Annotated in this window: 23 protein-coding genes and 1 pseudogene; 17 read left to right on the forward strand and 7 right to left on the reverse strand. The window is 60.3% G+C overall.

Annotated features, from left to right (window positions below):
- The first annotated feature begins 187 nt into the window (after positions 1 to 187).
- The 7 genes from prfB to KGA81_RS13535 all read left to right on the forward strand — a co-directional run bounded on the left by prfB (position 188) and on the right by KGA81_RS13535 (position 7115).
- Positions 188 to 1283 (forward strand): peptide chain release factor 2 gene (gene prfB / locus KGA81_RS13505; protein WP_115947770.1). Its coding sequence is split into 2 segments (ribosomal slippage): positions 188 to 259 and positions 261 to 1283, totalling 1095 coding nucleotides; the frame shifts between segments, so codons are not numbered across the junction.
- A gap of 94 nt (positions 1284 to 1377) precedes the next feature.
- Positions 1378 to 2880, forward strand: coding sequence for a lysine--tRNA ligase (gene lysS / locus KGA81_RS13510; protein ID WP_223546590.1), 1503 nt, complete (start codon positions 1378 to 1380; stop codon positions 2878 to 2880).
- A 99-nt stretch (positions 2881 to 2979) separates the two neighbouring features.
- Positions 2980 to 3696 (forward strand): TetR/AcrR family transcriptional regulator, encoded by a 717-nt coding sequence (locus KGA81_RS13515; protein WP_223458310.1) that lies wholly within the window; start codon positions 2980 to 2982, stop codon positions 3694 to 3696.
- Positions 3697 to 3861: 165 nt separating this feature from the next.
- Positions 3862 to 4416, forward strand: a complete 555-nt coding sequence (locus tag KGA81_RS13520) for a hypothetical protein (protein ID WP_223546592.1) — start codon at positions 3862 to 3864, stop codon at positions 4414 to 4416.
- A gap of 32 nt (positions 4417 to 4448) precedes the next feature.
- The gene (locus KGA81_RS13525) at positions 4449 to 5726 is read left to right on the forward strand and encodes a flavohemoglobin expression-modulating QEGLA motif protein (RefSeq protein ID WP_223546602.1); all 1278 of its coding nucleotides are present in this window, start codon (positions 4449 to 4451) and stop codon (positions 5724 to 5726) included.
- A 148-nt stretch (positions 5727 to 5874) separates the two neighbouring features.
- Positions 5875 to 6789 carry an alpha/beta hydrolase gene (locus KGA81_RS13530; protein WP_223546604.1) on the forward strand — a complete coding sequence of 305 codons (915 nt, stop codon included), beginning with the start codon at positions 5875 to 5877 and terminating at the stop codon, positions 6787 to 6789.
- Positions 6786 to 7115, forward strand: coding sequence for a hypothetical protein (locus KGA81_RS13535; protein ID WP_223546606.1), 330 nt, complete (start codon positions 6786 to 6788; stop codon positions 7113 to 7115). The genes KGA81_RS13530 and KGA81_RS13535 overlap by 4 nt, the downstream gene beginning before the upstream one ends.
- Before the next feature lie 72 nt (positions 7116 to 7187).
- Here KGA81_RS13535 and KGA81_RS13540 read toward each other — a convergent pair whose 3' ends face one another.
- The 3 genes from KGA81_RS13540 to KGA81_RS13550 all read right to left on the reverse strand — a co-directional run bounded on the left by KGA81_RS13540 (position 7188) and on the right by KGA81_RS13550 (position 9161).
- Entirely contained in the window at positions 7188 to 7985 is a 798-nt protein-coding gene (locus tag KGA81_RS13540) for an OmpA family protein (RefSeq protein WP_223546608.1), read from the reverse strand.
- A gap of 45 nt (positions 7986 to 8030) precedes the next feature.
- The gene (locus KGA81_RS13545; RefSeq protein WP_223546610.1) at positions 8031 to 8444 is read right to left on the reverse strand and encodes a DUF4398 domain-containing protein; all 414 of its coding nucleotides are present in this window, start codon (positions 8442 to 8444) and stop codon (positions 8031 to 8033) included.
- A 372-nt stretch (positions 8445 to 8816) separates the two neighbouring features.
- On the reverse strand, positions 8817 to 9161 hold the full coding sequence (locus KGA81_RS13550) for a pilin assembly protein (protein ID WP_223546612.1): 345 nt from the start codon (positions 9159 to 9161) through the stop codon (positions 8817 to 8819).
- A gap of 200 nt (positions 9162 to 9361) precedes the next feature.
- Between KGA81_RS13550 and ppc the strand changes: the two genes are divergently transcribed.
- The 6 genes from ppc to KGA81_RS13580 all read left to right on the forward strand — a co-directional run bounded on the left by ppc (position 9362) and on the right by KGA81_RS13580 (position 16011).
- A complete protein-coding gene (ppc, locus tag KGA81_RS13555) occupies positions 9362 to 11992 on the forward strand; it encodes a phosphoenolpyruvate carboxylase (RefSeq protein WP_223546614.1) in 2631 nt (876 codons plus the stop codon).
- 288 nt (positions 11993 to 12280) lie between these two features.
- Positions 12281 to 12928 (forward strand): adenylate kinase, encoded by a 648-nt coding sequence (gene adk, locus KGA81_RS13560; protein WP_223546616.1) that lies wholly within the window; start codon positions 12281 to 12283, stop codon positions 12926 to 12928.
- 93 nt (positions 12929 to 13021) lie between these two features.
- Complete coding sequence (gene tsaB, locus KGA81_RS13565) at positions 13022 to 13696, forward strand: tRNA (adenosine(37)-N6)-threonylcarbamoyltransferase complex dimerization subunit type 1 TsaB (RefSeq protein WP_223546618.1); 675 nt, start codon at positions 13022 to 13024, stop codon at positions 13694 to 13696.
- 294 nt (positions 13697 to 13990) lie between these two features.
- The gene (locus KGA81_RS13570; protein ID WP_223546620.1) at positions 13991 to 14296 is read left to right on the forward strand and encodes a hypothetical protein; all 306 of its coding nucleotides are present in this window, start codon (positions 13991 to 13993) and stop codon (positions 14294 to 14296) included.
- Positions 14296 to 15156: a DUF72 domain-containing protein gene (locus tag KGA81_RS13575; RefSeq protein ID WP_223546622.1), complete on the forward strand. Its 861-nt coding sequence runs from the start codon at positions 14296 to 14298 to the stop codon at positions 15154 to 15156. The genes KGA81_RS13570 and KGA81_RS13575 overlap by 1 nt, the downstream gene beginning before the upstream one ends.
- 33 nt (positions 15157 to 15189) lie before the next feature.
- Complete coding sequence (locus tag KGA81_RS13580) at positions 15190 to 16011, forward strand: isocitrate lyase/phosphoenolpyruvate mutase family protein (protein WP_223546624.1); 822 nt, start codon at positions 15190 to 15192, stop codon at positions 16009 to 16011.
- 3 nt (positions 16012 to 16014) lie between these two features.
- Here the strand turns inward: KGA81_RS13580 and KGA81_RS13585 are convergent, their stop codons facing one another.
- Positions 16015 to 16635: an energy transducer TonB gene (locus KGA81_RS13585; protein ID WP_223546633.1), complete on the reverse strand. Its 621-nt coding sequence runs from the start codon at positions 16633 to 16635 to the stop codon at positions 16015 to 16017.
- 93 nt (positions 16636 to 16728) lie between these two features.
- Here KGA81_RS13585 and KGA81_RS13590 point away from each other — a divergent pair, with 93 nt between their 5' ends.
- Complete coding sequence (locus KGA81_RS13590; protein ID WP_263293334.1) at positions 16729 to 17511, forward strand: class I SAM-dependent methyltransferase; 783 nt, start codon at positions 16729 to 16731, stop codon at positions 17509 to 17511.
- A 136-nt stretch (positions 17512 to 17647) separates the two neighbouring features.
- Here the strand turns inward: KGA81_RS13590 and KGA81_RS13595 are convergent, their stop codons facing one another.
- Positions 17648 to 18286, reverse strand: coding sequence for a TetR/AcrR family transcriptional regulator (locus tag KGA81_RS13595; protein WP_223546635.1), 639 nt, complete (start codon positions 18284 to 18286; stop codon positions 17648 to 17650).
- A 93-nt stretch (positions 18287 to 18379) separates the two neighbouring features.
- Between KGA81_RS13595 and KGA81_RS13600 the strand changes: the two genes are divergently transcribed.
- The 3 genes and pseudogenes from KGA81_RS13600 to KGA81_RS13610 all read left to right on the forward strand — a co-directional run bounded on the left by KGA81_RS13600 (position 18380) and on the right by KGA81_RS13610 (position 23575).
- The gene (locus tag KGA81_RS13600; protein ID WP_223546636.1) at positions 18380 to 19480 is read left to right on the forward strand and encodes an efflux RND transporter periplasmic adaptor subunit; all 1101 of its coding nucleotides are present in this window, start codon (positions 18380 to 18382) and stop codon (positions 19478 to 19480) included.
- Between the two features lie 6 nt (positions 19481 to 19486).
- Positions 19487 to 22552, forward strand: coding sequence for an efflux RND transporter permease subunit (locus tag KGA81_RS13605; RefSeq protein WP_223546638.1), 3066 nt, complete (start codon positions 19487 to 19489; stop codon positions 22550 to 22552).
- 740 nt (positions 22553 to 23292) lie between these two features.
- Positions 23293 to 23575, forward strand: a pseudogene (locus KGA81_RS13610) (DUF6124 family protein).
- A gap of 67 nt (positions 23576 to 23642) precedes the next feature.
- Here KGA81_RS13610 and KGA81_RS13615 read toward each other — a convergent pair.
- Both KGA81_RS13615 and KGA81_RS13620 read right to left on the reverse strand, forming a co-directional pair.
- Positions 23643 to 24332, reverse strand: a complete 690-nt coding sequence (locus KGA81_RS13615; RefSeq protein ID WP_223546640.1) for a DUF4197 domain-containing protein — start codon at positions 24330 to 24332, stop codon at positions 23643 to 23645.
- Positions 24333 to 24358: 26 nt separating this feature from the next.
- On the reverse strand, positions 24359 to 24757 hold the full coding sequence (locus KGA81_RS13620; protein ID WP_223546642.1) for a YbaY family lipoprotein: 399 nt from the start codon (positions 24755 to 24757) through the stop codon (positions 24359 to 24361).
- Positions 24758 to 24760: the final 3 nt, after the last annotated feature.

Raw genomic sequence — 24760 nt, forward strand, 5'->3', positions numbered from 1 at the left:
AACGCGTAGAGCCAGATGCCCAGCGGTGCTTTTGGCTTTTTCGCGAGCAAGCTCGCTCCTACAGGGTTTTGTGTGATTGCAAAGATCGCCGGTAAACCTGCCTTTTCAGCCAAGCGGACTGCCGTTTCAAGCCGTTTCCCGGTATACTCGCCGGCTTTCAAAAGTTCGCCAATGAGTGCTGCCCGTCATGGAAATCAACCCGATCCTGAACACCATCAAGGACCTGTCCGAGCGCTCCGAAACTATTCGGGGGTATCTTTGACTACGATCAAAAGCATGAGCGTCTGACCGAAGTCAATCGCGAGCTTGAAGATCCGAGTGTCTGGAACAAACCTGAATACGCCCAGGAACTGGGCCGCGAGCGCGCTGCGCTGGCGCAGATCGTCGATACCCTGGACGAATTGAACACCGGTCTGGCCGATTGCCGCGACCTGCTGGACATGGCCGTTGAAGAGAACGACGAAGGCGCAGTGGGCGATGTCGTCGCCGAGCTGGCCCGTCTCGAGGAAAACCTCGCCAAGCTTGAATTCCGCCGCATGTTCAGTCACGAAATGGATCCGAACAACGCCTACCTGGACATCCAGGCCGGTTCCGGCGGCACCGAAGCCCAGGACTGGGCCAACATCCTGCTGCGCATGTACCTGCGCTGGGCCGACAAACGCGGCTTCGACGCGACCATCATGGAGCTGTCGGCCGGTGAAGTCGCCGGGATCAAGGGCGCCACCGTGCACATCAAGGGCGAATACGCCTTTGGCTGGTTGCGGACCGAGATCGGCGTGCACCGCCTGGTGCGCAAGAGCCCGTTCGACTCCGGCAACCGTCGCCACACATCTTTCTCTGCGGTGTTCGTTTCCCCCGAGATCGATGACAAGGTGGAAATCGAAATCAACCCGGCAGACCTGCGGATCGACACCTATCGCTCCTCCGGTGCCGGTGGTCAGCACGTAAACACCACCGATTCGGCCGTACGTATCACCCACGTACCGACCAATACCGTGGTCAGCTGCCAGAACGAACGTTCCCAGCACGCCAACAAAGATACCGCGATGAAAATGTTGCGGGCGCGCTTGTACGAGCAGGAAATACAGAAACGCAACGCGGCGTCCCAGGCGCTGGAAGACACCAAGTCCGATATCGGCTGGGGTCATCAGATCCGTTCGTACGTGCTCGATGCCTCGCGGATCAAGGATCTGCGCACCAACATCGAACGCAGCGACTGTGACAAGGTGCTCGATGGCGACATCGACGAATACCTGGAAGCGAGCCTGAAGTCGGGGCTGTAATACGCTGACACACCGCGATCCCTGTAGGAGCCGGCTTGCCGGCGATCCCCGGCCGCAGGCCGGGGGCAACGAACCAGATGGAATATCTAAAGACATGAGCGACCTAGAACTCGACCCGCAAGCCCTGCAACAGGAAGAAAACTCCCTGATCGCCCTGCGCAAGGAAAAGCTTGCTGCCGAGCGCGCCAAGGGCAATGCCTTCCCGAACGACTTCCGCCGCGAAAACTACTGCGAACAACTGCAGAAACAGTACGCGGACAAGACCAAGGAAGAGCTGGCAGAGGCTGCGATCCCGGTCAAGGTTGCCGGTCGCATCATGCTCAACCGTGGCTCGTTCATGGTGATCCAGGACATGACCGGGCGCATCCAGGTCTACGTCAACCGCAAGACCCTGTCCGAAGAAACCCTGGCCGCGGTGAAAACCTGGGACATGGGCGACATCATTGCAGCCGAAGGCACCCTGGCCCGTTCCGGCAAGGGCGACCTGTACGTTGAAATGACCAGCGTGCGCCTGCTGACCAAATCCCTGCGTCCGCTGCCGGACAAGCACCACGGCCTGACCGACACCGAGCAGCGTTACCGCCAACGCTACGTTGACCTGATCGTCAACGAAGACGTGCGCCAGACGTTCCGCGTGCGTTCTCAAGTCATCGCCCACATCCGCAGCTTCCTGATGAAGCGTGACTTCCTGGAAGTGGAAACGCCGATGCTGCAAACCATTCCGGGCGGCGCGGCAGCCAAGCCGTTCGAGACTCACCACAACGCGCTGGACATGGAAATGTTCCTGCGTATCGCACCGGAGCTGTACCTCAAGCGCCTTGTCGTTGGCGGCTTCGAGAAAGTGTTCGAGATCAACCGCAACTTCCGTAACGAAGGCGTTTCGACTCGTCACAACCCTGAATTCACCATGTTGGAGTTCTACCAGGCCTACGCCGACTACGAAGACAACATGGACCTGACCGAAGAACTGTTCCGCGAACTGGCTCAGCTGGTTCTGGGCAGCACCGACGTGCCGTACGGCGACAAGGTGTTCCACTTCGGCGAGCCGTTCGTGCGTCTGTCGGTGTTCGACTCGATCCTCAAGTACAACCCTGAGCTGACCGCCGATGATCTGAACGACATCGACAAGGCTCGCGCCATCGCCAAGAAAGCCGGCGCCAAGGTGCTGGGTTTCGAAGGCCTGGGCAAGCTGCAGGTGATGATTTTCGAAGAGCTGGTCGAGCACAAGCTGGAGCAGCCGCACTTCATCACCCAGTACCCGTTCGAAGTGTCGCCGCTGGCCCGTCGTAACGACGAGAACCCGAACGTCACCGACCGTTTCGAGCTGTTCATCGGTGGTCGTGAAATCGCCAACGCCTACTCCGAGTTGAACGACGCGGAAGATCAGGCCGAGCGCTTCATGGCCCAGGTGGCCGACAAGGACGCCGGCGACGACGAAGCCATGCACTACGACGCCGACTTCGTTCGTGCGCTGGAGTACGGCATGCCGCCAACGGCCGGTGAAGGCATCGGTATCGACCGTCTGGTGATGCTGCTGACCAACTCCCCGTCGATCCGCGACGTGATCCTGTTCCCGCACATGCGGCCGCAAGCGTAAGTGTTTCAATTAAAAAACCGCCTTTTCAGGCGGTTTTTTATTGCCTGTCTGGTACAAACGTATCAACTTGTTACTTTCATCTGAGAGGAAATACCTGTCGTGATTCGTGCAATAGCTCAAGAAGGTGCAGCGGGTGTCGCCACTGCGGTCGCTGAAAGTGTTCAGTACCAGGGCCGCAAGGCCAGCCGACAGGGCAGCGAGCAGCGACGACAGGAAATCCTGGATGCTGCCATGCGCATTGTCGTGCGCGATGGCGTACGCGCCGTACGACACCGCGCGGTGGCCGCCGAGGCGCAAGTACCGTTGTCGGCGACCACTTACTATTTCAAGGATATCGATGACTTGCTCACCGATACCTTCGCCCAATATGTGGAACGCAGTGCGGCGTACATGGGCAAGTTGTGGGTGAACAATGAAGGCCTGCTGCGCGACATGATCGCCAGTGGCGATGGCAGCCCGCAGGCGCGCTCGAAACTGGCGGACGATATTGCGCGACTGATGACTGATTACGTTCATCGGCAACTGGTCAATCGCCGTGAACATTTGATGGCCGAGCAGGCGTTCCGTCAGGAAGCATTGCTCAACCCGCGCCTGGCCGAACTGGTGCGCTCGCATCAGCAAATCCTCTTGCAGGGCTCCTGCCAGCTGTTCCAGGTGCTGGGCTCGCGCGAGCCGCATCAGGATGCCAAGGTGTTGACGGCGATTATCGGCCGGATGGAATATCAAGGGCTGCTCAATGTAGACGAGCCTGCCGCCGAAGAGGAAATGCTCGGCATACTGACGCGCTACATGCATTTGGTATTGGCGTCGGTATAAGTCTATGGGTTGATACAACCCCTGTAGGAGCGAGCTTGCTCGCGAAGGCGCAATGTCAGGCAACATCGATGTCGATTGTCAGGGCGCTTTCGCTGGCAAGCCAGCTCCTACAAGGGGGAGGCGGTGGCCATTTTGAAGTCGCTGTGTGTTCAAAGGGAGTATTGAATGAAAGCCTGGCGTGTCGTTGTGATCGCCTTGTCGTTCCTGCTGCTCGGTGGCTGTCTGGTGACCTTCAGGGAGCCGCTGCCCACAAGCGAACCCGCGCCCAAGGGATTGCTCGGCAAATGGACCAGCACCAATGCCTGGGGCGAGCCGCTCAACCTCGAACTGACCCGCATCGGCGACAACCGCTATCAGGCCGTCAGCTACTACCGGGCCAGGCCCAAGGAGCGGGAGGCCTATCCGTTCACCCTGTCGCACCATGGCAACCGCTGGTATCTGTCGGCGAAGGTGTCGGCGCAATTCGGCGGGCATTTCACCATTGGCGGGTTTGAGCTGACGGACAAGCATGAGCTGGTGGTCTACAACCTCGACCTCGACCAGATCAACCAGGCCGTGAAGCAAAAAGCCCTGAGCGGTGAACGCTTGCAGACCAACGACGGCGATGGCGTATTGGTCGACAGCAACATGGATCAAGTCGCCGCCTACCTCGACGACCCGGCCAATTCCGATGTGTTCGTCGAAGCGGTGCGCTATCAGCGTCAGGCCAAAGCCAAATAAGCGGCACAAACAGGTTTCTACAGGAGTTTCGCGTGGACGATTACCAACAGTCGATACGCATTTTGTCCGATCGTATTGTGGTGGCGCAGACGCCGATCCGCGTCCTCGATGCGGTCAAATGGGACGACAACATTCGCAAGGGCTTCCTCAAGGCCAAGGGCAAGGAAATGCCGGCGGTAGACCGCGACTACTACCTCAACCGGCCGCTGGCGTTCGATTCGAGCAACGTGAAGCTGGAGTTCCAGAACATCGAGCGCGACATTACCCGCCAGCTCGGTCAGTTCAACCCGGTCGGCCAGATCATGCGGCGCATGTGCAAGGAATACCGCATGGTGGTGCGCATGCTCGAAGCGCGTGGCACCGAGGATTTCGGCCTGATTTCCCAGGAGTTGTACGGCGCTGCGTCCGACGCATTCCACGCCGGCGACCCGACGCTGTCCGACCTGGGCATGATGCTGTCCGAATACCTGAACAACATCGACGGTCGTGGTGACCTCAAGGATGAACCGAAGACATTGACCGCCAAAGAGGCCGTCAGCCTGCTGCAACACCGCTTGAACAAAGTGTTCGGCGAAGCCGAGGATACCATTCGGGTGTTCGAGTCGGACGGCATCGTCGCCGATGCCGCGGCGGGCGCCGACTACATCAAGATCCGCGCCGACGCGATGTTCAACGACCGCGATGTGCGCGCCCTGGAAGTCCACGAAGGGCTGGTGCACGTCGGCACTACGCTCAACGGCCTGAACCAGCCGATCTGCACCTTCCTGGCCAAAGGCCCGCCCTCGTCGACGGTGACCCAGGAAGGCCTGGCGATCCTGATGGAAATCATCACCTTCGCCTCTTACCCGAGTCGCCTGCGCAAACTCACCAACCGCACCCGCGCGATTCACATGGTGGAGGAGGGCGCGGACTTCCTGCAGGTGTTCGAGTTCTTCCGCGAGCAAGGTTTCGAGATGCCCGAGAGTTACAGCAACGCCAGTCGCGTGTTCCGTGGCTCGGTGCCGACAGGTCTGCCATTTACCAAAGACTTGTCCTACCTCAAGGGCTTCATCATGATTTACAACTACATTCAACTGGCCGTGCGCAAAGGCAAACTGGAGCAGATACCGCTGTTGTTCTGCGGCAAGACCACGCTGGAAGACATGCGTACTTTGCGCCAGTTGGTTGACGAAGGCATGGTAGTGCCGCCCAAGTACCTGCCGGAGCAGTTCCGCGACATGAACGCGCTTTCGGCGTGGATGTGCTTCTCCAACTTCCTCAACCACCTGAGCCTGGACCGGATCGAGGCGGATTACTCCAACATCCTCTGAGGCTGGTGATATTCGCTGTAGGAGCTGGCTTGCCAGCGAAGGCGTTGTGTCAGACAACAGCCATGTTGAATGTTAAAGCGCATTCGCTGGCAAGCCAGCTCCTACAGGGAGACGCATCCCAATGCCATTTTTCGCGAGGTTTCACCGGATGAGAACCCTCGGCATTCTCTGCCTTCTCCTGGCCTTGAACGGCTGCAGCTCGCTGTTGTTCTACCCCGAACCCGGCCAGTTGTTCACTCCGGAAAAGGCCGGGCTCGAGTACCGCACCGTCACCCTGATCACCGCCGATGGCCTCAAGCTGAATGCGTGGTGGCTGCCGGCGAAGAAGGGTGTCGAGGTCAAAGGCACGGTGTTGCATCTGCACGGCAACGGCGGAAATCTGCCCATGCACCTCGGCGGGAGCTTTTGGTTGCCGAAAAATGGTTACCAGGTGTTGCTTGTGGACTATCGCGGTTATGGCTTGTCCGAAGGAGAACCCAGCCTGCCGGCGATCTATCAGGACATCGACGCCGCATTCGCCTGGCTGGACAAGGCGCCGCAGGTCAAGGGCAAGCCATTGATCCTGCTCGGCCAGAGCCTGGGTGGCTCGATGGCCGTGCATTACCTGGTGCAGCACCCGCAACGGCAGAAACAACTCAAGGCCATCGTCCTCGATGGTGCCCCCGCCAGTTACCGCAGCGTGGGCCGGTTTGCCCTGAGCAACTCGTGGTTGACCTGGCCGTTCCAGGTGCCGTTGTCCTGGCTGGTGCCGGACGGCGACAGCGCGATCAACTCCATGGCGCAACTCAAGGATGTACCGAAACTGCTCTATCACAGCATCGACGATCCGATCGTGCCTCTTTCCAACGGCATCCGGTTGTATCAAGCTGCGCCGCCGCCGCGAGTGCTGCAGTTGACCCGAGGTGGTCATGTGCAGACGTTCGCCAATCCGGTCTGGCGCAAGGTCATGCTGCGTTTTCTTGATGACCCGCAGCATTTCAACGGTCTGCGCCGGTTGGGTGAAATCCCCAATTACCCGGCACCCCCGAATTCTGAAGATGAACCACCAGAGAGTCCGCAATGAGTGAAGAACGCAACGCCATCCCGCTGATCATCACCGGTATCTGCAGCATCCTCGGCACCGTCGGTGCCCTGTGGTGGTACGGCTACCTGCACTTCGCCAAGCCTGAAGATGCGTTGCTGCTCAACGAATTCACCATGCTCAAGACCGTTCCGGGCGAAGACTACAAAGTCTCCCTGGAACCGGCTGCCCAAGTCGCGCAGTGCATCGATGGCGTACTGGTGTTGTTCGACATGGAGCAGAAAGGCCTGACCGGCGTGCTGGTCGACAGCAAGAAAAAAGCGGTGCGCTGCATGGGGCAGGAGACGCCGCAGAAGCTGGAGCCGTAAACCGGGTCTGTAGCTATCAAAGTACCCCTGTGGGAGCAAGCTCGCTCCCACAGGTTTTTGTGTTGTGGTTGATTATTGGGTGTATGAACTCACCGCCGAACGCGGTATTACCGGCCGACTGTCATTGGAAATGGTTACCTCCACCCGACGGTTCATCGCCCGGCCCGAGGTGCTGCTGTTATCCGCCACCGGATACTCTTTGCCGTAACCCTGGGCGACGATACGCGCCGGATCAACGCCCATCTTCACCAGCGCAGCACGCACGGAACCTGCACGACGTTCCGACAGAGACTGGTTGTACGACGCCGTACCGGTGCTGTCGGTATAGCCCTCGACAATCACTTTACGCTCGGGGTTTTCCTGTAGGTACTGCGCCAGTTTGTTGATGTTCGCCAGGCCGTTGGGTTTCAGTTCGGCCTTGTCGGTGGCGAACAGCACATCACCGAAGGTCACCAGCGTCCCGCGATCGGTCTGCCTGGCGTTGAGGCTGTCCTTCAACTGTTTGATCTGCTGGTCCCGGGCATCGAGGCGGGCCTGAGCCCGTTGCGCCGAGGCATCTTTCAGACTGGCCTCGGCGGTGCGCAGGGCGATGGTCTGCTTCGCCACTTCGACGCGCTGGTTGGTCAAATAGGCAAGCTGGTCGACCTTGGCCGTGTCCTCCTTGTCCCTGTAGGCCTTATCGGCCTTGTCCAGATAGTCGCTGGCCTCCTTGGTTTCCAGCGCCGCGACTTTGCTGGCCTGCGGATCGGCTTGCAGGCCGGTGTAGTTGCTGCGGGCCTGTTCGAGGTTGGCGTTCGGTGGTGTGGAGCAGGCCGCCAGGGCTACGGTGACAGCCAGCAGGGCAGGGATCATCACTTGTTTGCGTTTCATGATTTCGTCCTTTTAGTCGAGTGGGAATGCGTGGCGCCGCGCCGCTTACTGAACGGTGCGCTGGCTTTCCTGACGCAATTCCTGGACGCCTTTCTGCGCGTCCTTCACTGATTGTTCGGCCTTCATCGCCTGGGCCTTGCGCTCGGCCACGCGAGCGTCCCACTCGGCCTGTTCGGCGAGCATTCGGGCCTGATCGTATTTCTTGTCGTGCATGGCGATTTCGGCTTGCTTGAGCTTGTCCTGGGCCGACTTCATTTCAACGGCGGAAAACTCGGTGCCGCCGGCGCTCACGGCGTCGTTGACGGCCGATAGGGAGACTGCGTACTGCTCGGTCGGCGGGTTACCGGCGCAGCCGGCCAGGACCAGGCAACTGCCCAGGGCCAACGCCGCCAGTTTCAGGCTTTGCGAACAGGCAAATGAGGGGGTTCCGGTTCGGGTTTTCATGGTCTTCAACTCCATTGGGCCAATTCCTGAAAAACGTCGAAGCCCACCCTGGGCAAGGCGCTGAAACCATCAATTGCGGGGTGTTTTGAAACGCTTGTCCCAGGCGTGGTTACTTGGGTTGACCCGAGGCTTTTTTTGAAAGTTCAGAGAAATTAGCCGGCTATTGAAAAACCGCGATCGAATGGACAGGGCTCTAAGACGGGGATTTACATGACGCGAAGCGCTATGCCGGACCTTTTACAGGTCCGCAGAAGCGCAATTTTCGAAGTGAAATACAGGCCAATGTGGGAGCGAGCTTGCTCGCGATGACGGCCTGACATTCAACACATGTGTTGCCTGACACTCCGCCATCGCGAGCAAGCTCGCTCCCACAGGTTCTGTGGAAAATCAGTGCTTCTGTTTGTCGTCAGGCATCGACAAATCGTGCAGATGCCGACGGGACAGCGCCAGAAAGCGCGGGGTCGGCCCGATGTCTTCGTACAGCGGATCGCCTTCTTCATCGGTGGCGACCACGGTCGAACCTTTGACATACGGGAAGCTTCTTTCCAGCTCTTCCAGCGCGGCACCGATCAGGTCGCCGAGCAGTTCTTCGGGATGCCGCCTGGGGTACATCTCGACGAGTGCGGCCAGCCGTGCGGCAGACTCCACGTCCAGATGAATCGAGTAACCGGTGTCGGTCAGGCGACCCTTGGCGTTTTCTTCCCAGTGGTGGGCAAGCTCGCGGATTTTCATATTGACCTCATTGCGCTCCCGCTCGTGGCAGGCAGGGTGAGTGTCCGGCATTGGCCGGCGACAGCCATTGTGCGGCTTATCTTCAGACTAGCTTCAACAGGCAAGGTTTAAAGGCCCTTCGTCGTCTTGCTTGTAAGAACCCGTCTGGGGCGGCACTCTCTAGGTTCTTAGCCGCCCGGATTTTTGCTGGAGACCTGCTGATGACCGATATTGATGCACGCTTGCGCGAGGATGTTCACCTGTTGGGTGAGCTGTTGGGCAACACCATTCGTGAGCAATATGGCGACGGTTTTCTCGACAAGATCGAGCAGATCCGCAAGGGTGCCAAGGCTGACCGGCGCGGCTCGATGGACGCCGAACTGAGCGCCAGCCTCAACCAGTTGACCGAAGACGAGTTGTTGCCGGTGGCGCGGGCGTTCAACCAGTTTCTCAACCTGGCCAACATCGCCGAGCAGTACCAGTTGATTCACCGCCGCGAGGAATCCCAGGAGGCACCGTTCGAGGCCCGGGTGCTGCCGGAGTTGCTCGCGCGTCTGCGCGCCGCGGGGCATGGCGCCGACGCGCTGGCCCGGCAACTGGGCCGGCTGGAGATCGAGCTGGTATTGACCGCGCACCCGACCGAAGTCGCACGCCGCACGCTGATCCAGAAGTACGACGCGATCGCCGCGCAACTGGCGGCGCAGGATCACCGCGACCTGACCAGTGCCGAGCGCGAGCAGATCAAGACCACCTTGCAACGGCTGATCGCCGAAGCCTGGCACACCGAAGAAATTCGCCGCACGCGTCCGACACCGGTGGACGAAGCCAAGTGGGGTTTCGCGGTGATCGAGCATTCGCTGTGGCAGGCCATTCCCAATTATCTGCGCAAGGCCGATCAGGCCCTGCACACCGCCACCGGCCTGCGCTTGCCGCTGGAGGCAGCACCGATTCGTTTCGCCTCGTGGATGGGCGGCGACCGTGACGGCAACCCCAACGTGACCGCTGCGGTCACCCGTGAAGTTTTACTCCTGGCGCGTTGGATGGCGGCCGATTTGTACCTTCGGGATGTCGATCGCCTGGCGGCTGAACTGTCGATGCAGCAGGCCAACGATGAATTGAAGGCCAAGGCGGGTGACAGCGCCGAACCTTACCGGGCCGTGCTCAAACAGCTACGCGAACGCCTGCGGGCGACGCGCAACTGGGCACACGCCGCCTTGTCGACGCCAACGCCGGCGCCGGCCGATGTGCTGCAAAACAACCGCGAACTGCTCGATCCGCTGGAGCTTTGCTACCACTCTTTGCACGAGTGCGGGATGGGCGTGATCGCCGACGGGCCGTTGCTCGATTGCCTGCGCCGGGCAGTGACGTTCGGACTGTTCCTGGTTCGTCTGGATGTGCGCCAGGACTCGTCGCGGCACACCGCGGCAATGACCGAAATCACCGACTACCTTGGCTTGGGAAGCTACGAGGACTGGAGCGAGGAAGAACGCATCGCCTTTCTGTTGCGTGAATTGAGCAATCGTCGTCCCTTGTTGCCGGCGTACTTCAAACCCGGAGCCGACACCGCCGAGGTCTTGGCGACCTGCCGGGAAATCGCCGCTGCGCCTGAGGCATCCCTCGGTTCCTATGTGATTTCCATGGCCGGTGCGGCTTCCGATGTACTCGCCGTGCAGTTGTTGCTCAAAGAGTCCGGCGTGTTGCGGCCGATGCGCGTGGTTCCGCTGTTTGAAACCCTGGCCGACCTCGACAATGCCGGCCCGGTGATCGAAAAGCTGCTGCTGTTGCCGGGCTATCGCGCGCGCCTGCAAGGGCCGCAGGAAGTGATGATCGGCTACTCCGACTCGGCCAAGGACGCCGGCACCACGGCGGCGGCCTGGGCGCAGTACCGGGCTCAGGAGCGTTTGGTGGACATCTGTCGTGCGCAGCAAGTGGAACTGCTGTTGTTCCACGGTCGCGGCGGCACCGTGGGGCGAGGCGGCGGCCCGGCCCACGCGGCGATCCTGTCGCAGCCACCGGGTTCGGTGGCGGGGCGTTTCCGTACTACCGAACAGGGCGAAATGATTCGATTCAAATTCGGCCTGCCGGACATCGCCGAACAGAACCTCAACCTGTACCTGGCCGCCGTGCTCGAGGCGACCTTGCTGCCACCGCCACCACCGACACCTGAGTGGCGCCATTTGATGGACGAGCTGGCGGCAGACGGTGTCAGTGCCTACCGCGCCGTGGTACGGGAGAACCCGCAATTCGTGGAGTATTTCCGTCAGTCGACGCCGGAGCAGGAACTGGGGCGTTTGCCATTGGGCAGTCGTCCGGCCAAGCGCCGGGCCGGGGGGATCGAAAGCCTGCGGGCGATTCCGTGGATTTTCGGCTGGACCCAGACGCGCCTGATGCTGCCGGCCTGGCTGGGGTGGGAAGCGGCCCTGAGCAAGGCCCTGGAGCGCGGCGAAGGCGAACTGCTGGGGCAGATGCGTGAGCAGTGGCCGTTCTTCCGCACCCGCATCGACATGCTGGAAATGGTCCTGGCCAAGGCCGATGCCGACATTGCACGGTCCTACGATGAGCGTCTGGTGGAGCCGAATCTGTTGCCATTGGGTGCGCATTTACGCGACCTATTGTCGCAGGCATGCACCATCGTTCTCGGCCTGACCGGGCAGTCGCAGCTACTGGCACATAGCCCGGCGACCCTTGAGTTCATCCGCTTGCGCAACACCTACCTTGACCCGCTTCATCTATTGCAGGCCGAGTTGCTGGCCCGTTCGCGACAACAGGACGTAGCGCAGGGCAGCCCGGTAGAACAGGCTTTGCTGGTGTCTGTGGCAGGGATTGCCGCCGGTTTGCGTAACACCGGCTAAGGTTTTTACCGTGGGGTCAGGCATCCGGCAGATGAGCCGGATGCCGCCGTATGGCGGGTTGAAAAGTGCTGTCAGGCGACAGTTAATGATGGGGTTGCGACTTGGGAAACCGCGCGCAATGCTCGCAAGAGGCAGCGGTTTCTCCGACTTTTGGCGTCTTGTGTGGGCGCACCCTGCTGTGTATCTTGAGCAGCCTTTGGCCGTTTGGGCGGTCACGACCCTATTTTTGAGATTGGCCCAATGAGGCGAATCTGACGTTATCCATATAAAAAATTGAGGAGCACATCGATGCGCGTCATTCTGCTGGGAGCTCCCGGGGCCGGTAAAGGTACTCAGGCTAAGTTCATCACCGAAAAATTCGGCATTCCGCAAATCTCCACCGGCGACATGCTGCGTGCCGCGGTCAAGGCCGGCACCGAGCTGGGCATCAAGGCCAAGAGCATCATGGATGCCGGTGGCCTGGTGTCCGATGACCTGATCATCGCACTGGTCAAGGACCGCATCGCCCAGTCCGACTGCGCCAACGGTTTCCTGTTCGACGGCTTCCCGCGCACCATTCCCCAGGCGGAAGCCCTGGTGACGGCCGGCGTCGAGCTGGATGCAGTGGTTGAAATCGCCGTCGAAGACGAAGAAATCGTCCAGCGTATCGCCGGTCGCCGTGTTCACGAGGCCAGCGGCCGTGTGTACCACATCGTCTACAACCCGCCGAAAGTAGCTGGCAAAGACGACGTCACCGGTGAAGAACTGGTACAGCGCAAGGACGACACCGAAGAAACCGTGCGTCATCGCCTGTCGGTCTACCACTCCCAGACCAAGCCGCTGGTGGAGTTTTACCAGACGCTGTCGGCTGCCAATGGCAAGCCGAAGTACAGCCATATCGAAGGCGTCGGTTCGGTTGAAGCAATCACCACCAAGGTGCTTGCGGCCCTGAGCTGAAAAACCTGATCCGCTGCATCATCCACGGCCCGCTTGCGGGCCGTAGTTGTTTATACTGACGCACTTTTTCTGACCTCTCTTGTGGAAACATCGATGAGCACCTTGCTGGCCCTGGACACCGCGACTGAAGCTTGCTCCGTTGCCTTGCTGCATGACGGCAAGGTCACGAGCCATTACGAGGTGATCCCGCGCCTGCACGCGCAGAAGCTGTTGCCGATGATCAAGCAGTTACTGGCCGATGCCGGGACCACCCTGCAAGCGGTCGATGCCATCGCGTTCGGCCGTGGCCCGGGCGCCTTCACCGGTGTGCGCATCGCCATCGGCGTGGTGCAAGGCCTGGCGTTTGCTCTGGATCGCCCGGTGTTGCCGGTGTCGAACCTGGCCGTGCTGGCGCAACGTGCGCTGCGCGAACACGGCGCCACTCAGGTCGCCGCCGCCATCGATGCGCGCATGGATGAGGTGTATTGGGGTTGCTACCGCGAAACGGCCGGGGAGATGCGCCTGGTGGGTGCGGAAGCGGTACTGCCTCCGGAGTCCGCTGCATTGCCGGCCGATGCCAGCGGCGAATGGTTCGGTGCGGGCACCGGTTGGGGTTATGGCGAGCGTATTGGCGTCAACCTGATCGGGCAGGATGCGGGCATGTTGCCCCACGCGCAAGACTTGCTGACTTTGGCGCGGTTTGCCTGGGAACGCGGTGAGGGGATCGTGGCCGATGAGGCGCAGCCGGTTTATCTGCGTGACAAGGTGGCAACGCCGAAGGCGCGGTAATCTGTACGACCTCTGAGGTGAGGGAGTTTCTGTGGCGAGGGAGCTTGCTCCCGCTGGGCTGCGAAGCGGCCCCCATTTCATCAGGTGCAACTCGCCGTCAGGTTTTGCGACGGCTTCGCCGCCGAACGGGAGCAAGCTCCCTCGCCACAAAATAATCCACCCATCAGCCAATCCTCATTTTCTAACCTCAGCTTTTAAACCTTTTGTCTTTTATGTGTTCTAGTTATCACTCGGCGGTTTGCGATGTGGGAAATGCGCCACTAAACTGCCATCACTGATTCCGAGTATGCACGCATGCGTATAGACGGCGCCTTCTCTCAGCCCTACCCCATCAAGCGCAAACCTCGCCAGGGCCGCGTGCTGGAAGACGACGCCATTGATATCGAAGGCGAGCTGGAACTCCCGACTGAAGAGCAATTGGCTGCCCGCGCTGCCAAAGCCTCTGCGCAAAAACTGAGCAATCTTCCCGCCCGTCAGCAAGACCTGATTTACCACCGTGCCATGAGCAAAAGCGTGGCAATGGCCCTGGCCAGCTACCTGAGCACCGCCGGTTTCGTCGATTGGGAAGCGGATGTGCTGGGTCTCGACCTGTACATCTGATGTTGCTGCCGTACTACCTTGGTTGCCCGTCCTGGAGCGAGAACGCCTGGCGCGATTACCTGTATCCGCCGGACGCCAGACCCGCCAATTTTCTTGATCTCTATTCCCAGGTATTCAATGCCGTGGAAGGCAACACGACCTTCTACGCGAGCCCGGCTGCCAGCACCGTGCAGCGTTGGGCCGACACCATGCCCGAGCACTTTCGTTTCACCGCCAAGTTTCCCGGCGAGATCAGCCACGGTGGAGACTTGCGCGAGCAACTGACCGCCGCCGAAACCTTCGTGCAATTACTCAGCCCTCTCGGTGAGCGGGTGTCGCCGTTGTGGTTGCAGCTGTCGAAAAGCTTCACGCCCCAACGTTTGCCAGAACTGGCCGGATTTATCGATGCCCTGCGGCGGCCGCTGGCCGTAGAAGTGCGGCATGATGAGTTTTTCGCCAAGGGTGACAGCGAGCGAATGCTCAATCGTCTGCTGCTGGATCGTGGCGTCGAACGCATCTGTCTCGATCCACGTGCGCTGTTCAGTTGCACCTCGACCGAACCTTCGGTGCTCCACGCCCAATCGAAGAAACCCCGTGTGCCACCGCGCCCTGCGGCATTCACGCAATTCCCCCAGGTGCGTTTTATCGGCCATCCGACGCTTGAGGCCAACGATGCGTTCCTGGAACCGTGGGTCGAAAAAATCGCGCTGTGGATCGAAGAAGGCCGCACGCCGTACATCTTCCTGCACACCGCCGACAATGTACTGGCGGCGAAGCTGGCGCAGCGCTTTCACGCCAGGCTGATGCTGCGTTTGCCTGGCTTGCCGGCGCTGCCTGAGCTATACAGAGAACCCGCCATCGAGCAACTTGGCCTGCTCTGAGGCGGATTCTTTCCCCCTTCAGGAGCCTGACCAATGGACGCGCAAACCCTTCGAGCCCAAGCGTTCAAAACCCTTCATGAACGCCCCGGGGCTTTTGTGATTCCCAATCCGTGGGATGCCGGCTCGGCGAAAATGCTCGCCAGCCTCGGCTTCGAGGCGCTGGCGACCACCAGTGCCGGTTATGCCTTTTCCCAGGGCCGTGCCGATGGCGGATTGACCCTCGACGATACCCTGCTGAACGTTCAGGCGATTGTCGCCGCCACCGACCTGCCGGTTGCGGTGGACCTGGAAAACGGTTTCGCCGACAACCCGGCTGACTGCGCGAAAAGCATCTTGCGCGCGGCAGAGGCCGGCGCCGTCGGTGGTTCGATTGAAGATGCCACCGGCCGCGAGGAGGGCCCGATCTACTGTTTCGAACACGCCGTGGCGCGCATCGAGGCCGCTGTGGCTGCCGCTCGCAGTTTGCCGTTCTCCTTCACATTGACCGCTCGGGCGGAAAACTTCCTGCACGGCAATCCCGATCTGGCCGACACCATCCGCCGCTTGCAGGCATTCTCCGAGGCCGGTGCCGATGTGCTCTACGCGCCGGGCCTGCGCAGCGCCGAGGAGGTGTTGGCGGTGGTGCGCGCCGTGGCGCCGAAACCGGTGAATGTGTTGATGTCGGGGGGCTTGAAGCTGACGGTCGCGCAGTTGGGCGAGATGGGCGTCAAACGCATCAGCGTCGGTTCGGCGCTGGCATTGGCGGCCTATGGCGAATTCTTTCGCGCCGCCGAAGAGATCCAGACGTCAGGCACGTTCGGTTTCACCTCCCGGTCGATGCCGTATCAGAAGGCCAATCAGTTTTTCAAAGGCTGAGGATCAGGCGGCGAAGCGCAGGTTCTGCAGGATGATCGGGCGTGCCCAGCCGTTATCGAAATCGAGTTGTTTCTGCTGTTCTACCCGTTCTTCTGGCGAGAACGGCGGAAACGGCTTGTCGAGAAGATCGAGTTCGAATTCGGCAATAGGCAAGTGCAACGGACGTGGTTGCGGGGCAGGGCCTGCTTCGTATACCGGTTGACCGGCTTTCAGCACGATCGGACGCACCCAGCCGCTTTCGAAGTCCTGCTGTTTTTGCTGGGCGAGGATTTCATCCTTCGGGAACGGTGGGCGTGGTTTGTCTGCCAGGTCCATTTCGAGTTCGGCAATCGGCAGGAACAGTGGCTCGGGCGGGCGGATTACATTGTCTTTCACCTCGCATTCACGCTGGGACACGATGTGCGCCAGCAGCTCGCTGCCGACGGTCGGCTCGACAGGGCTTTGGAGATCGACCGGTGGAAAGTTCAGCGATGGCGGGAGCACTTCACCCGACTGTTCGGCCAGTGCCCGGGCAAAGAAATCCTGCCAGATGTGGCTGACGCCGCTCAGTGCCTGGGTGTTTCGCAGGTTGTAGTCGCCGTAGGGCGAGATAAAACCTGTGATTGTGGGTTGAATGTCTGACATTTCTCTCGGTCGACGCTCAGCTCTGGCAAAATGCTCGATAGTTTTGTTATCGGCCGTTTTTGCCGATCATTAATTTTTTGAGCGTGTTTTCCGATGATTGATCAACCTGCGGCCTGCCGCATCCATGTCCAGGCCCTCGACGCGGCTTTCGAGCCTCAAGCCGAGCAATGGGCCGAGCGCCTGGGCTTGCCGATGCAAGTGGCGGACGGCGAATTTGCTTTGCAGGTGGGCGACCAGGGTTTGCAATTGCAGCAGCTGGGGCCGGATGCGCCGGGGCCGGTGCGGGTGGATTTCGTCGAGGGCGGGGCGGCCCATCGCCGGTTGTACGGCGGCGGCAGCGGGCAGATGATCGCCAAGGCTGTTGGCATCGCCCAAGGCGTGCGTCCGCGGGTACTGGATGCTACGGCAGGGTTGGGCAAGGACGCGTTCGTGCTGGCCAGCCTCGGTTGCGAGATGAGCCTGATCGAGCGTCAGCCGCTGATCGGCGCCTTGCTGGAAGACGGCCTGGCCCGTGGCGCGGAAGATTTCGAGGTGGCGCCGATCGTGGCGCGCATGCGCCTGCTCAAGGGCAACTCGATCGAGGTGATGCGCAACTGGGAGGGCGAGCCGCCGCAGGTGATCTATCTCGACCCGATGTTCCCGCATCGTGAGAAAACTGCGCTGGTGAAGAAGGAAATGCGCCTGTTCCGGCCGCTGGTAGGTGATGACCCGGATGCGCCGGCATTGCTTGAAGCGGCGTTGGCCCTGGCCAGCCACCGGGTGGTGGTCAAGCGCCCGCGCAAGGCGCCGTGCATCGATGGGCCGAAGCCGAGCCATGCGCTGGATGGCAAGTCCAGCCGGTATGACATTTATCCGAAGAAGGCTTTGAAGCCTTAAGACCGGGTCGCCTTCATCGCGGCAAGCCAGCTCCTACAGGTTGTGTGTCGGCCTCGGGATTTTCGAACACCTCGGCCCCTGTAGGAGCTGGCTTGCCAGCGAAGGCGTCAGCCCGGACACCCTCAAACCATCAGACTCACTCCGGCCGATAAGCCCGCATAAACAACCCAACCACCTCCCGCACATGGCTCTCCGCCGCTTCGCCAACCGGCGGCTCGCCGCAGCCATACAGCAAACGGAAATTCCCCGCGCCCTTGAGCAGGCAGAAGAAGTGCTCGGCCGCGTTGTGCGGCTTGTCGATGCGCAGCACACCGCTTTCATCGATCTTGCTCAGCAGGCGTTCCATGCCGTGCAGCATGCGCTGCGGCCCGGCTTCGAAGAATATCTGCGACAGCTTTGGGTCCTGGCTGCCCAGGGTCATCATCAAGCGGTGCAGGTTCACTGATTCATCACTGTTGATCAGTTGATGAAAACCGCGCGCGATGTTCAGCAACACGGTTTCCACCGCCGCGCCTTCCGGCAATTCGAAAAACAGCGGTGGCAACTGCTCCTCGCACTTGGCCATCACCGCAGCGGAGAACAGCGTCTCCTTGTCGTTGAAGTGGCTGTAGACCGTCAGCTTCGACACGCCGGCCTCGGCTGCGACGGCATCCATGCTGGTATTGGCATAACCCTTACTCAGAAACAGCGCTTTGGCCGCATCGAGAATCGCCTGGCGCTTGACCATGTCCTTGGGTCTGCCTGGGCCATTGGGTGCTGAAAGATCGTTTGGCATATTCGTTTTTATTACTGGACTGGTGAGTTTGCTATTAATAACATACTGCTCAGTATAATTATTCAAAGCACCATTAGCGAAAGGTCCTTCACCATGTTCCGCTATGCCTTGCCCCTCGCGTTGCCAGTCACCCTGGCTTTTTTATTGTCTGCGTGTGGTCACGAAGAGGCACCGACAGTCAGCGTGCGCCCGGCCATGGTGGTCCAGCCAGAGCCTTCGGCGCAGTCCATGGAAAGCTATCCCGGTGAAGTTCGCGCGCGTTATGAGCCGGACCTGGCGTTCCGTATTGGCGGTAAAGTCAGCCGACGACTGGTCGAAGAGGGGCAGCGGGTCAAGGCCGATCAGCCCTTGGCGGAGCTCGACCCTCAGGATGTGCGCCTGCAACTGGAGGCCACTCGCGCCCAGGTCGCCGCCGCCGAGGCCAACCTGAACCTGGTGCGTTCCGAGCGTGACCGCTACAAGACCTTGATGGAACGCCAACTGGTCAGTCGCTCGCAGTACGACAACGCCGAAAACCTCTACCGCTCCGGCGAAGCGCGCCTCAAGCAAATCAAAGCCGAATTCAATGTCTCCAATAACCAGGCCAGTTATGCCGTGTTGCGTGCGCCGCAGGACGGTGTCGTGGCCAAGCGTCTGGTGGAAGTCGGGCAAGTCGTGGCCGCCGGGCAAACGGTGTTCACACTGGCCACCGATGGTGAGCGTGAAGTCTTGATCAGCCTGCCGGAGCAGAATTTCGGTCGCTTCAAGGTCGGTGAGCCGGTGGCAGTGGAGCTCTGGACCCAGCCCGATCAGCGATTCGAAGGGCGTATCCGTGAACTGTCGCCGTCGGCTGATCCAAAATCGCGCACCTTCGCAGCCCGCATTGCCTTCAGTTCCGGCAAGGTTCCTGTCGAACTGGGCCAGAGCGCCCGAGTGTTTGTGCAGGCCGCCGACGTCGTTCCTCTGTCCGTTCCGCTGTCTGCGCTGACGGCGGAAAACGGCGTGACCTATGTCTGGGTCGTCAGCGCCAACAACACCTTGAAAAAAGCCCCGGTGCGGGTCGGTGCCTTCGGTGAGAAAACCGTACCGGTGCTTGAGGGACTCAACGCCAGCGACTGGGTCGTGGCCGCCGGTGTTCATGTGCTTCTGGAAGGGCAGCAGGTACGCCCGGTGGATCGCTCCAATCGTGTGGTCAATCTGGCGGACAAGGAGTAAGCCCCGATGCGCTTCAACGTTTCCGAATGGGCGCTGCGTAATCGCCAGATCGTCCTGTTCCTGATGCTGTTGCTGGCCATCGTCGGCGCACTGTCCTACACCAAACTCGGCCAGAGCGAGGACCCGCCGTTCACCTTCAAGGCCATGGTGATTCGCACCAACTGGCCGGGAGCGACCGCCGAGGAAGTCTCGCGCCAGGTCACCGAGCGCATCGAAAAAAAGCTGATGGAAACCGGCGAGTACGAGCGCATCGTGTCGTTCTCGCGGCCCGGCGAATCCCAGGTCACCTTCATCGCTCGCGACTCCATGCATTCGGTGGAGATCCCGGAGCTCTGGTATCAGGTGCGCAAGAAGATCAGCGACATCCGTCATACCCTGCCGCCGGGGATTCAAGGGCCGTTTTTCAACGATGAATTCGGCACCACTTTCGGCAATATCTACGCCCTGACCGGTGAAGGTTTCGACTACGCCGTGCTCAAGGATTACGCCGACCGCATCCAGATCCAGCTACAACGGGTCAAGGATGTGGGCAAGGTCGAACTGCTGGGCTTGCAGGACGAGAAAATCTGGATCGAACTCTCCAACGTCAAGCTCGCCACCCTCGGGTTGCCGCTGGCAGCTGTCCAGCAAGCCCTTGAAGAACAGAACGCGGTGTCCACGGCAGGTTTCTTCGAGACCAGCAGCGAGCGATTGCAACTACGGGTAACGGGGAATTTTCAGACGGTCGACGAGATCAGGAACTTCCCGATCCGTGTCGGTGATCGCACCTTCCACATCTCTGATGTGGCCAATGTGCGGCGTGGTTTCAATGATCCACCGGCACCGCGCATGCGCTTCATGGCGCAAGACGCCATCGGCCTGGCGGTGGCGATGAAGGATGGCGGTGACATTCTGGTGCTGGGCAAGGCGCTGGAAATCGAGTTCGCCCGCATCCAGAAAAACCTCCCGGCCGGTATGGAGCTGCGCAAAGTCTCCGACCAACCGGCCGCGGTGAAAACCGGTGTCGGCGAGTTCGTGCAAGTGTTGGTCGAGGCGCTGGCCATTGTGTTGCTGGTGAGCTTCTTCTCTCTGGGTGTGCGCACCGGCATGGTGGTGGCCCTGGCGATTCCACTGGTGCTGGCGATGACGTTCGCGTGCATGTATTACCTGGGCATCGGCCTGCACAAGATTTCCCTCGGCGCGCTGGTGCTGGCCCTGGGTTTGCTGGTGGACGACGCGATCATCGCCGTGGAAATGATGGCGATCAAAATGGAGCAGGGTTTCGACCGGGTCAAAGCGGCGAGTTATGCCTGGACCAGCACCGCGTTCCCGATGCTCACCGGTACGCTGATCACTGCGGCCGGTTTCCTGCCGATCGCCACGGCGCAATCGGGCACGGGCGAATACACTCGCTCGATCTTCGAGGTGGTCACCATCGCGCTGCTGGCGTCCTGGGTGGCCGCAGTGGTTTTCGTGCCGTACCTGGGGGAAAAACTCCTGCCGGACCTGGCGAAGATTCACGCCGCCAAACACGGTACCGGTCAGCCCGATCCGTATGGCACACCGTTTTATCAGCGCGTCCGGCGTCTGGTGGAGTGGTGCGTGCGCTGGCGCAAAACCGTGATCGCAGCGACCGTGATGCTGTTCATCGCTTCCATCGTGCTGTTCAAGTTTGTGCCGCAGCAGTTCTTCCCGGCATCGGGTCGTCTGGAGTTGATGGTCGATCTGAAACTGGCCGAAGGCGCCTCGCTGAGCAACACCGCCGACGAGGTCAAGCGCCTCGAAGCACTGCTCAAGGACAAGGCCGGGATCGACAATTATGTCGCCTACGTCGGCACCGGCTCGCCACGTTTCTACCTGCCGCTGGATCAGCAATTGCCGGCGGCGAGCTTTGCGCAGTTTGTCGTCCTGGCGAAAACCATCGAAGAACGGGAAACCCTGCGTACCTGGTTGATCTCCATCCTCAATGAGCAATTCCCGGCCTTGCGCTCGCGGGTCACACGCCTGGAAAACGGTCCGCCGGTTGGTTACCCGGTGCAGTTCCGTGTGACCGGGGAGCACATCGAGGAAGTGCGGGCGCTGGCGCGCAAAGTCGCGGCCAAGGTTCGCGAGAACCCGCATGTGGTCAACGTCCATCTGGATTGGGAAGAACCGAGCAAAGTCGTATACCTGAATATCGATCAGGACCGTGCACGGGCGCTGGGCGTGAGCACGGCGAACCTGTCGGGGTTCCTGCAAAGCTCCCTGACCGGTTCCAGCGTCAGCCAGTACCGCGAAGACAACGAGTTGATCGAGATCCTGCTGCGCGGCACCTTGCATGAACGCACCGAACTGTCGTTGCTGCCGAGCCTGGCGGTACCGACCGATAACGGTCGCAGCGTCTCGCTGTCGCAGATCGCGACCCTGGAGTACGGTTTCGAAGAGGGCGTCATCTGGCACCGCAATCGCCTGCCCAATGTGACGGTTCGCGCCGACATCTATGACAAGCAGCAACCGGCGACGCTGGTGCAGCAAATCATGCCGACCCTCGAACCGATCCGCGCCGAACTGCCCGACGGCTACTTGCTGGATGTCGGCGGCACGGTGGAAGACTCCGCGCGCGGACAGAACTCGGTGAAAGCCGGCGTGCCGTTGTTCATTGTGGTGGTGTTGACCTTGTTGATGCTGCAACTGCGCAGTTTCTCGCGCACGGCGATGGTGTTTCTGACGGCGCCGTTGGGGTTGATCGGGGTGACGCTGTTTCTGTTGGTGTTCCGCCAGCCGTTCGGGTTTGTTGCGATGCTTGGTACCATCGCCTTGTCGGGGATGATCATGCGTAACTCGGTGATTCTGGTGGATCAGATCGAGCAGGATATCACTGCGGGGCTCAAGCCTTGGCAGGCGATTATCGAGGCTACGGTTCGGCGGTTCCGGCCGATTGTGTTGACGGCCCTTGCCGCCGTTTTGGCGATGATTCCGTTGTCGCGGAGTGTGTTTTTCGGGCCGATGGCGGTGGCGATCATGGGGGGGTTGATTGTGGCCACGGCGTTGACGCTGCTCTTTTTGCCTGCCCTTTATGCTGCTTGGTTTCGGGTCAGGAAGGAAGCCGTTTGACCGAGTGAATATCCATTTCTTCGGTAACGGCGGCTGGCGGTTTCGCTTTTACAGCGAGTCCCTTTTGGCAAACGCCCGGAGTGCCGGCCCAGCCAAAAGGAACCAAAAGGTCTCGCCCCTTACGTACGGCCCCTCGCTAAGGCTCGGGGTTCCTTCGCTCCGGTATCCATCCGGGGGCATTGCCCTCCGGTCGGCTTCGCTTCGACCTACATGCAATGAGTTCGACTGCGTCGAACGGCGCTGCGCGCCCATCCCCGGATGAACACCGGAACGAGGCCTGCCGAGGGGGCGGGTGGATCAAGATCAAGAGTTGCAGGCGAGCTAACGCTCGGCCTGATGAGTGGTGAGAAGCGTCGGTGTACGCCGATCAACTGTAGGAGCTGGCTTGCCAGCGAAGACGGCCTGTCAGCCGACCAATCCTGTGTAGTTTTCCTCAAGTCACAAGGAAACCTCCGACATGTTTTTCAGCTTGCCCGTCGGAAGCACGATCTCTAGCCTTTGACGGTCGCTGCCAATTCAGCGACCGGGACTGTAAGCCCGCCGATAATTTGTTAGGCGTCTACAGGCGCACCTATAATCGTGGCGCTCTTTAGCGACCTCCGATTTATGGTGGCTGTGTGCGGGAGACCTTCGGGTCTGCCGGGGTTTCCTAACTTCTCGGTCTTGCAGACCCGCACACAGCTGCCACCCATCATCTGCAAGTGATGCTGGCCGCTCCGACTATCGTTAGGAGCGTCACAATGATCAAACCGAGCCCCAACCCCCCGACTTCAGAGTCCGAAGAAAATACCGGCACGTCAAATCGCCCCTGCCCAATTTTCACCATCCGCCCAGGCATCAATTCCGAAACCCTCCTCGTGCATGCCTACGAAACCCTCGCCTCAGCCAATGTGAAGGCAACCGAATTGTCATCCATGCTGACCGGCCCCCACCTGCAATCTGGCACTCGGCGTTCAGCAGATGATTGTCCTTGCACAGCTATCGGTGAGCGAGGTGCTGGATCAGCTTGATCCGCAGCAATAGAGAACGAAAAAGCCCGCTGACCTTCACAAGGTTCAGCGGGCTTTCTGGTGTTGTCACCAGCTAAAAACTACAAGGTTCCAAACACCTTCTTCGCCAAACTGGTGGCCGCTGCCGCCGGGTTCTGGCGGATGGTTTCTTCCTGTTTGCCGATCATTTCGAACAAGCCATTCAACGCCTGCTCGGTAACGTAGTTTTCGACGTTGGCATTCTTCGCATCCACGACACCCATGGTTGCCGCTTGCCCGGCGAACGAGTTGTACTGCTGGGCCAGGCCAACCTTGTCGGTGGCTTGCTTGACGATGGGCAGGAATTTGGCGCGGATCTGTTCGCGGCTGGTCTTGTTCAGGTATTGGGTGGCCGATTCGTTGCCGCCGCTGAGGATGCCCTTGGCGTCTTCCACGGTCATTTTCTTCACGGCATCGACCAGGATTGGCTGGGCCTGGGTCACGGCGCTTTCCGCCGCCTTGTTCATGCTGGCTTCCAGTTCATCGACCTGATCACCCATGCCGAACTGTTTCATTTTGCTCGCGACTTTGCCCAGTTTGCCCGGCAGTTCGATTTTCACCTCCGGGTTGTTGCTGAAACCGCCCGGGGTGCCGAGTTGTTTGACGGCCAGTTGCGCGCCTTGGGTCAGGGCGTCCTTGAGACCACCGGTGGCGTCTTTTTGCGACAGGTCGGTGAAGGACAACGCCATCGCGCTGGCGCAGAACATCAAACCTGCGCACAGGCCGGCAAAACGGAGGGTAGGGCGGAGCATGGCAACTTCCTTTTTCAAAAAGACACTCAGTGGGCCGCGTCGACACGGACCTTCACGGGTTGTGGATCGGAGCCGTCCAGGCGCACGGCGTGATTTTCGGTGGTGATGAACAGCAGTTTGCCGTCGACTTCAATGCGCGCATTCACCGAGTAACGGTGATTGGCTTCTACCGTCAACGGGTCGTAGCTGAGACGGAAGGGCAGCGGCACCTGGCCTTTGACCGGGCCGCGTTGCTCGTCGATGACCTTCGCCGGGGCGTCGGCCAGTGAGACGTCTTGCAGGCTGACGCTGAGGACCGCGTTCGGCGGCAGTGCGCTGCGTTGCAGGTAGAAGACTTCACCATCGAGGGATGCCTTGGGCGGCGGTGTCGGATGCTGGCAGGCAGTCAACAGCAAGGCAGCCGCGATCGAGGACAGTTTTTTCATTGA

Origin of the sequence: Pseudomonas sp. A-B-19, from assembly GCF_019947515.1 — a bacterium.
Lineage (GTDB): Bacteria > Pseudomonadota > Gammaproteobacteria > Pseudomonadales > Pseudomonadaceae > Aquipseudomonas.

Coding starts and splice junctions, on each gene's coding strand:
- KGA81_RS13615 (WP_223546640.1), bottom strand. CDS start 24,332: ATGCTCCGCCCTACCCTCCGTTTTGCCGGCCTGTGCGCAGGTTTGATG.
- KGA81_RS13545 (WP_223546610.1), bottom strand. CDS start 8,444: ATGGAGTTGAAGACCATGAAAACCCGAACCGGAACCCCCTCATTTGCC.
- KGA81_RS13595 (WP_223546635.1), bottom strand. CDS start 18,286: ATGCCAAACGATCTTTCAGCACCCAATGGCCCAGGCAGACCCAAGGAC.
- lysS (WP_223546590.1), top strand. CDS start 1,378: ATGAGCGACCTAGAACTCGACCCGCAAGCCCTGCAACAGGAAGAAAAC.
- KGA81_RS13550 (WP_223546612.1), bottom strand. CDS start 9,161: ATGAAAATCCGCGAGCTTGCCCACCACTGGGAAGAAAACGCCAAGGGT.
- adk (WP_223546616.1), top strand. CDS start 12,281: ATGCGCGTCATTCTGCTGGGAGCTCCCGGGGCCGGTAAAGGTACTCAG.
- KGA81_RS13600 (WP_223546636.1), top strand. CDS start 18,380: ATGTTCCGCTATGCCTTGCCCCTCGCGTTGCCAGTCACCCTGGCTTTT.
- KGA81_RS13570 (WP_223546620.1), top strand. CDS start 13,991: ATGCGTATAGACGGCGCCTTCTCTCAGCCCTACCCCATCAAGCGCAAA.
- KGA81_RS13585 (WP_223546633.1), bottom strand. CDS start 16,635: ATGTCAGACATTCAACCCACAATCACAGGTTTTATCTCGCCCTACGGC.
- ppc (WP_223546614.1), top strand. CDS start 9,362: ATGACCGATATTGATGCACGCTTGCGCGAGGATGTTCACCTGTTGGGT.
- KGA81_RS13590 (WP_263293334.1), top strand. CDS start 16,729: ATGATTGATCAACCTGCGGCCTGCCGCATCCATGTCCAGGCCCTCGAC.
- KGA81_RS13580 (WP_223546624.1), top strand. CDS start 15,190: ATGGACGCGCAAACCCTTCGAGCCCAAGCGTTCAAAACCCTTCATGAA.
- KGA81_RS13540 (WP_223546608.1), bottom strand. CDS start 7,985: ATGAAACGCAAACAAGTGATGATCCCTGCCCTGCTGGCTGTCACCGTA.
- KGA81_RS13620 (WP_223546642.1), bottom strand. CDS start 24,757: ATGAAAAAACTGTCCTCGATCGCGGCTGCCTTGCTGTTGACTGCCTGC.
- KGA81_RS13575 (WP_223546622.1), top strand. CDS start 14,296: ATGTTGCTGCCGTACTACCTTGGTTGCCCGTCCTGGAGCGAGAACGCC.
- tsaB (WP_223546618.1), top strand. CDS start 13,022: ATGAGCACCTTGCTGGCCCTGGACACCGCGACTGAAGCTTGCTCCGTT.
- KGA81_RS13605 (WP_223546638.1), top strand. CDS start 19,487: ATGCGCTTCAACGTTTCCGAATGGGCGCTGCGTAATCGCCAGATCGTC.
- KGA81_RS13530 (WP_223546604.1), top strand. CDS start 5,875: ATGAGAACCCTCGGCATTCTCTGCCTTCTCCTGGCCTTGAACGGCTGC.
- KGA81_RS13535 (WP_223546606.1), top strand. CDS start 6,786: ATGAGTGAAGAACGCAACGCCATCCCGCTGATCATCACCGGTATCTGC.
- KGA81_RS13520 (WP_223546592.1), top strand. CDS start 3,862: ATGAAAGCCTGGCGTGTCGTTGTGATCGCCTTGTCGTTCCTGCTGCTC.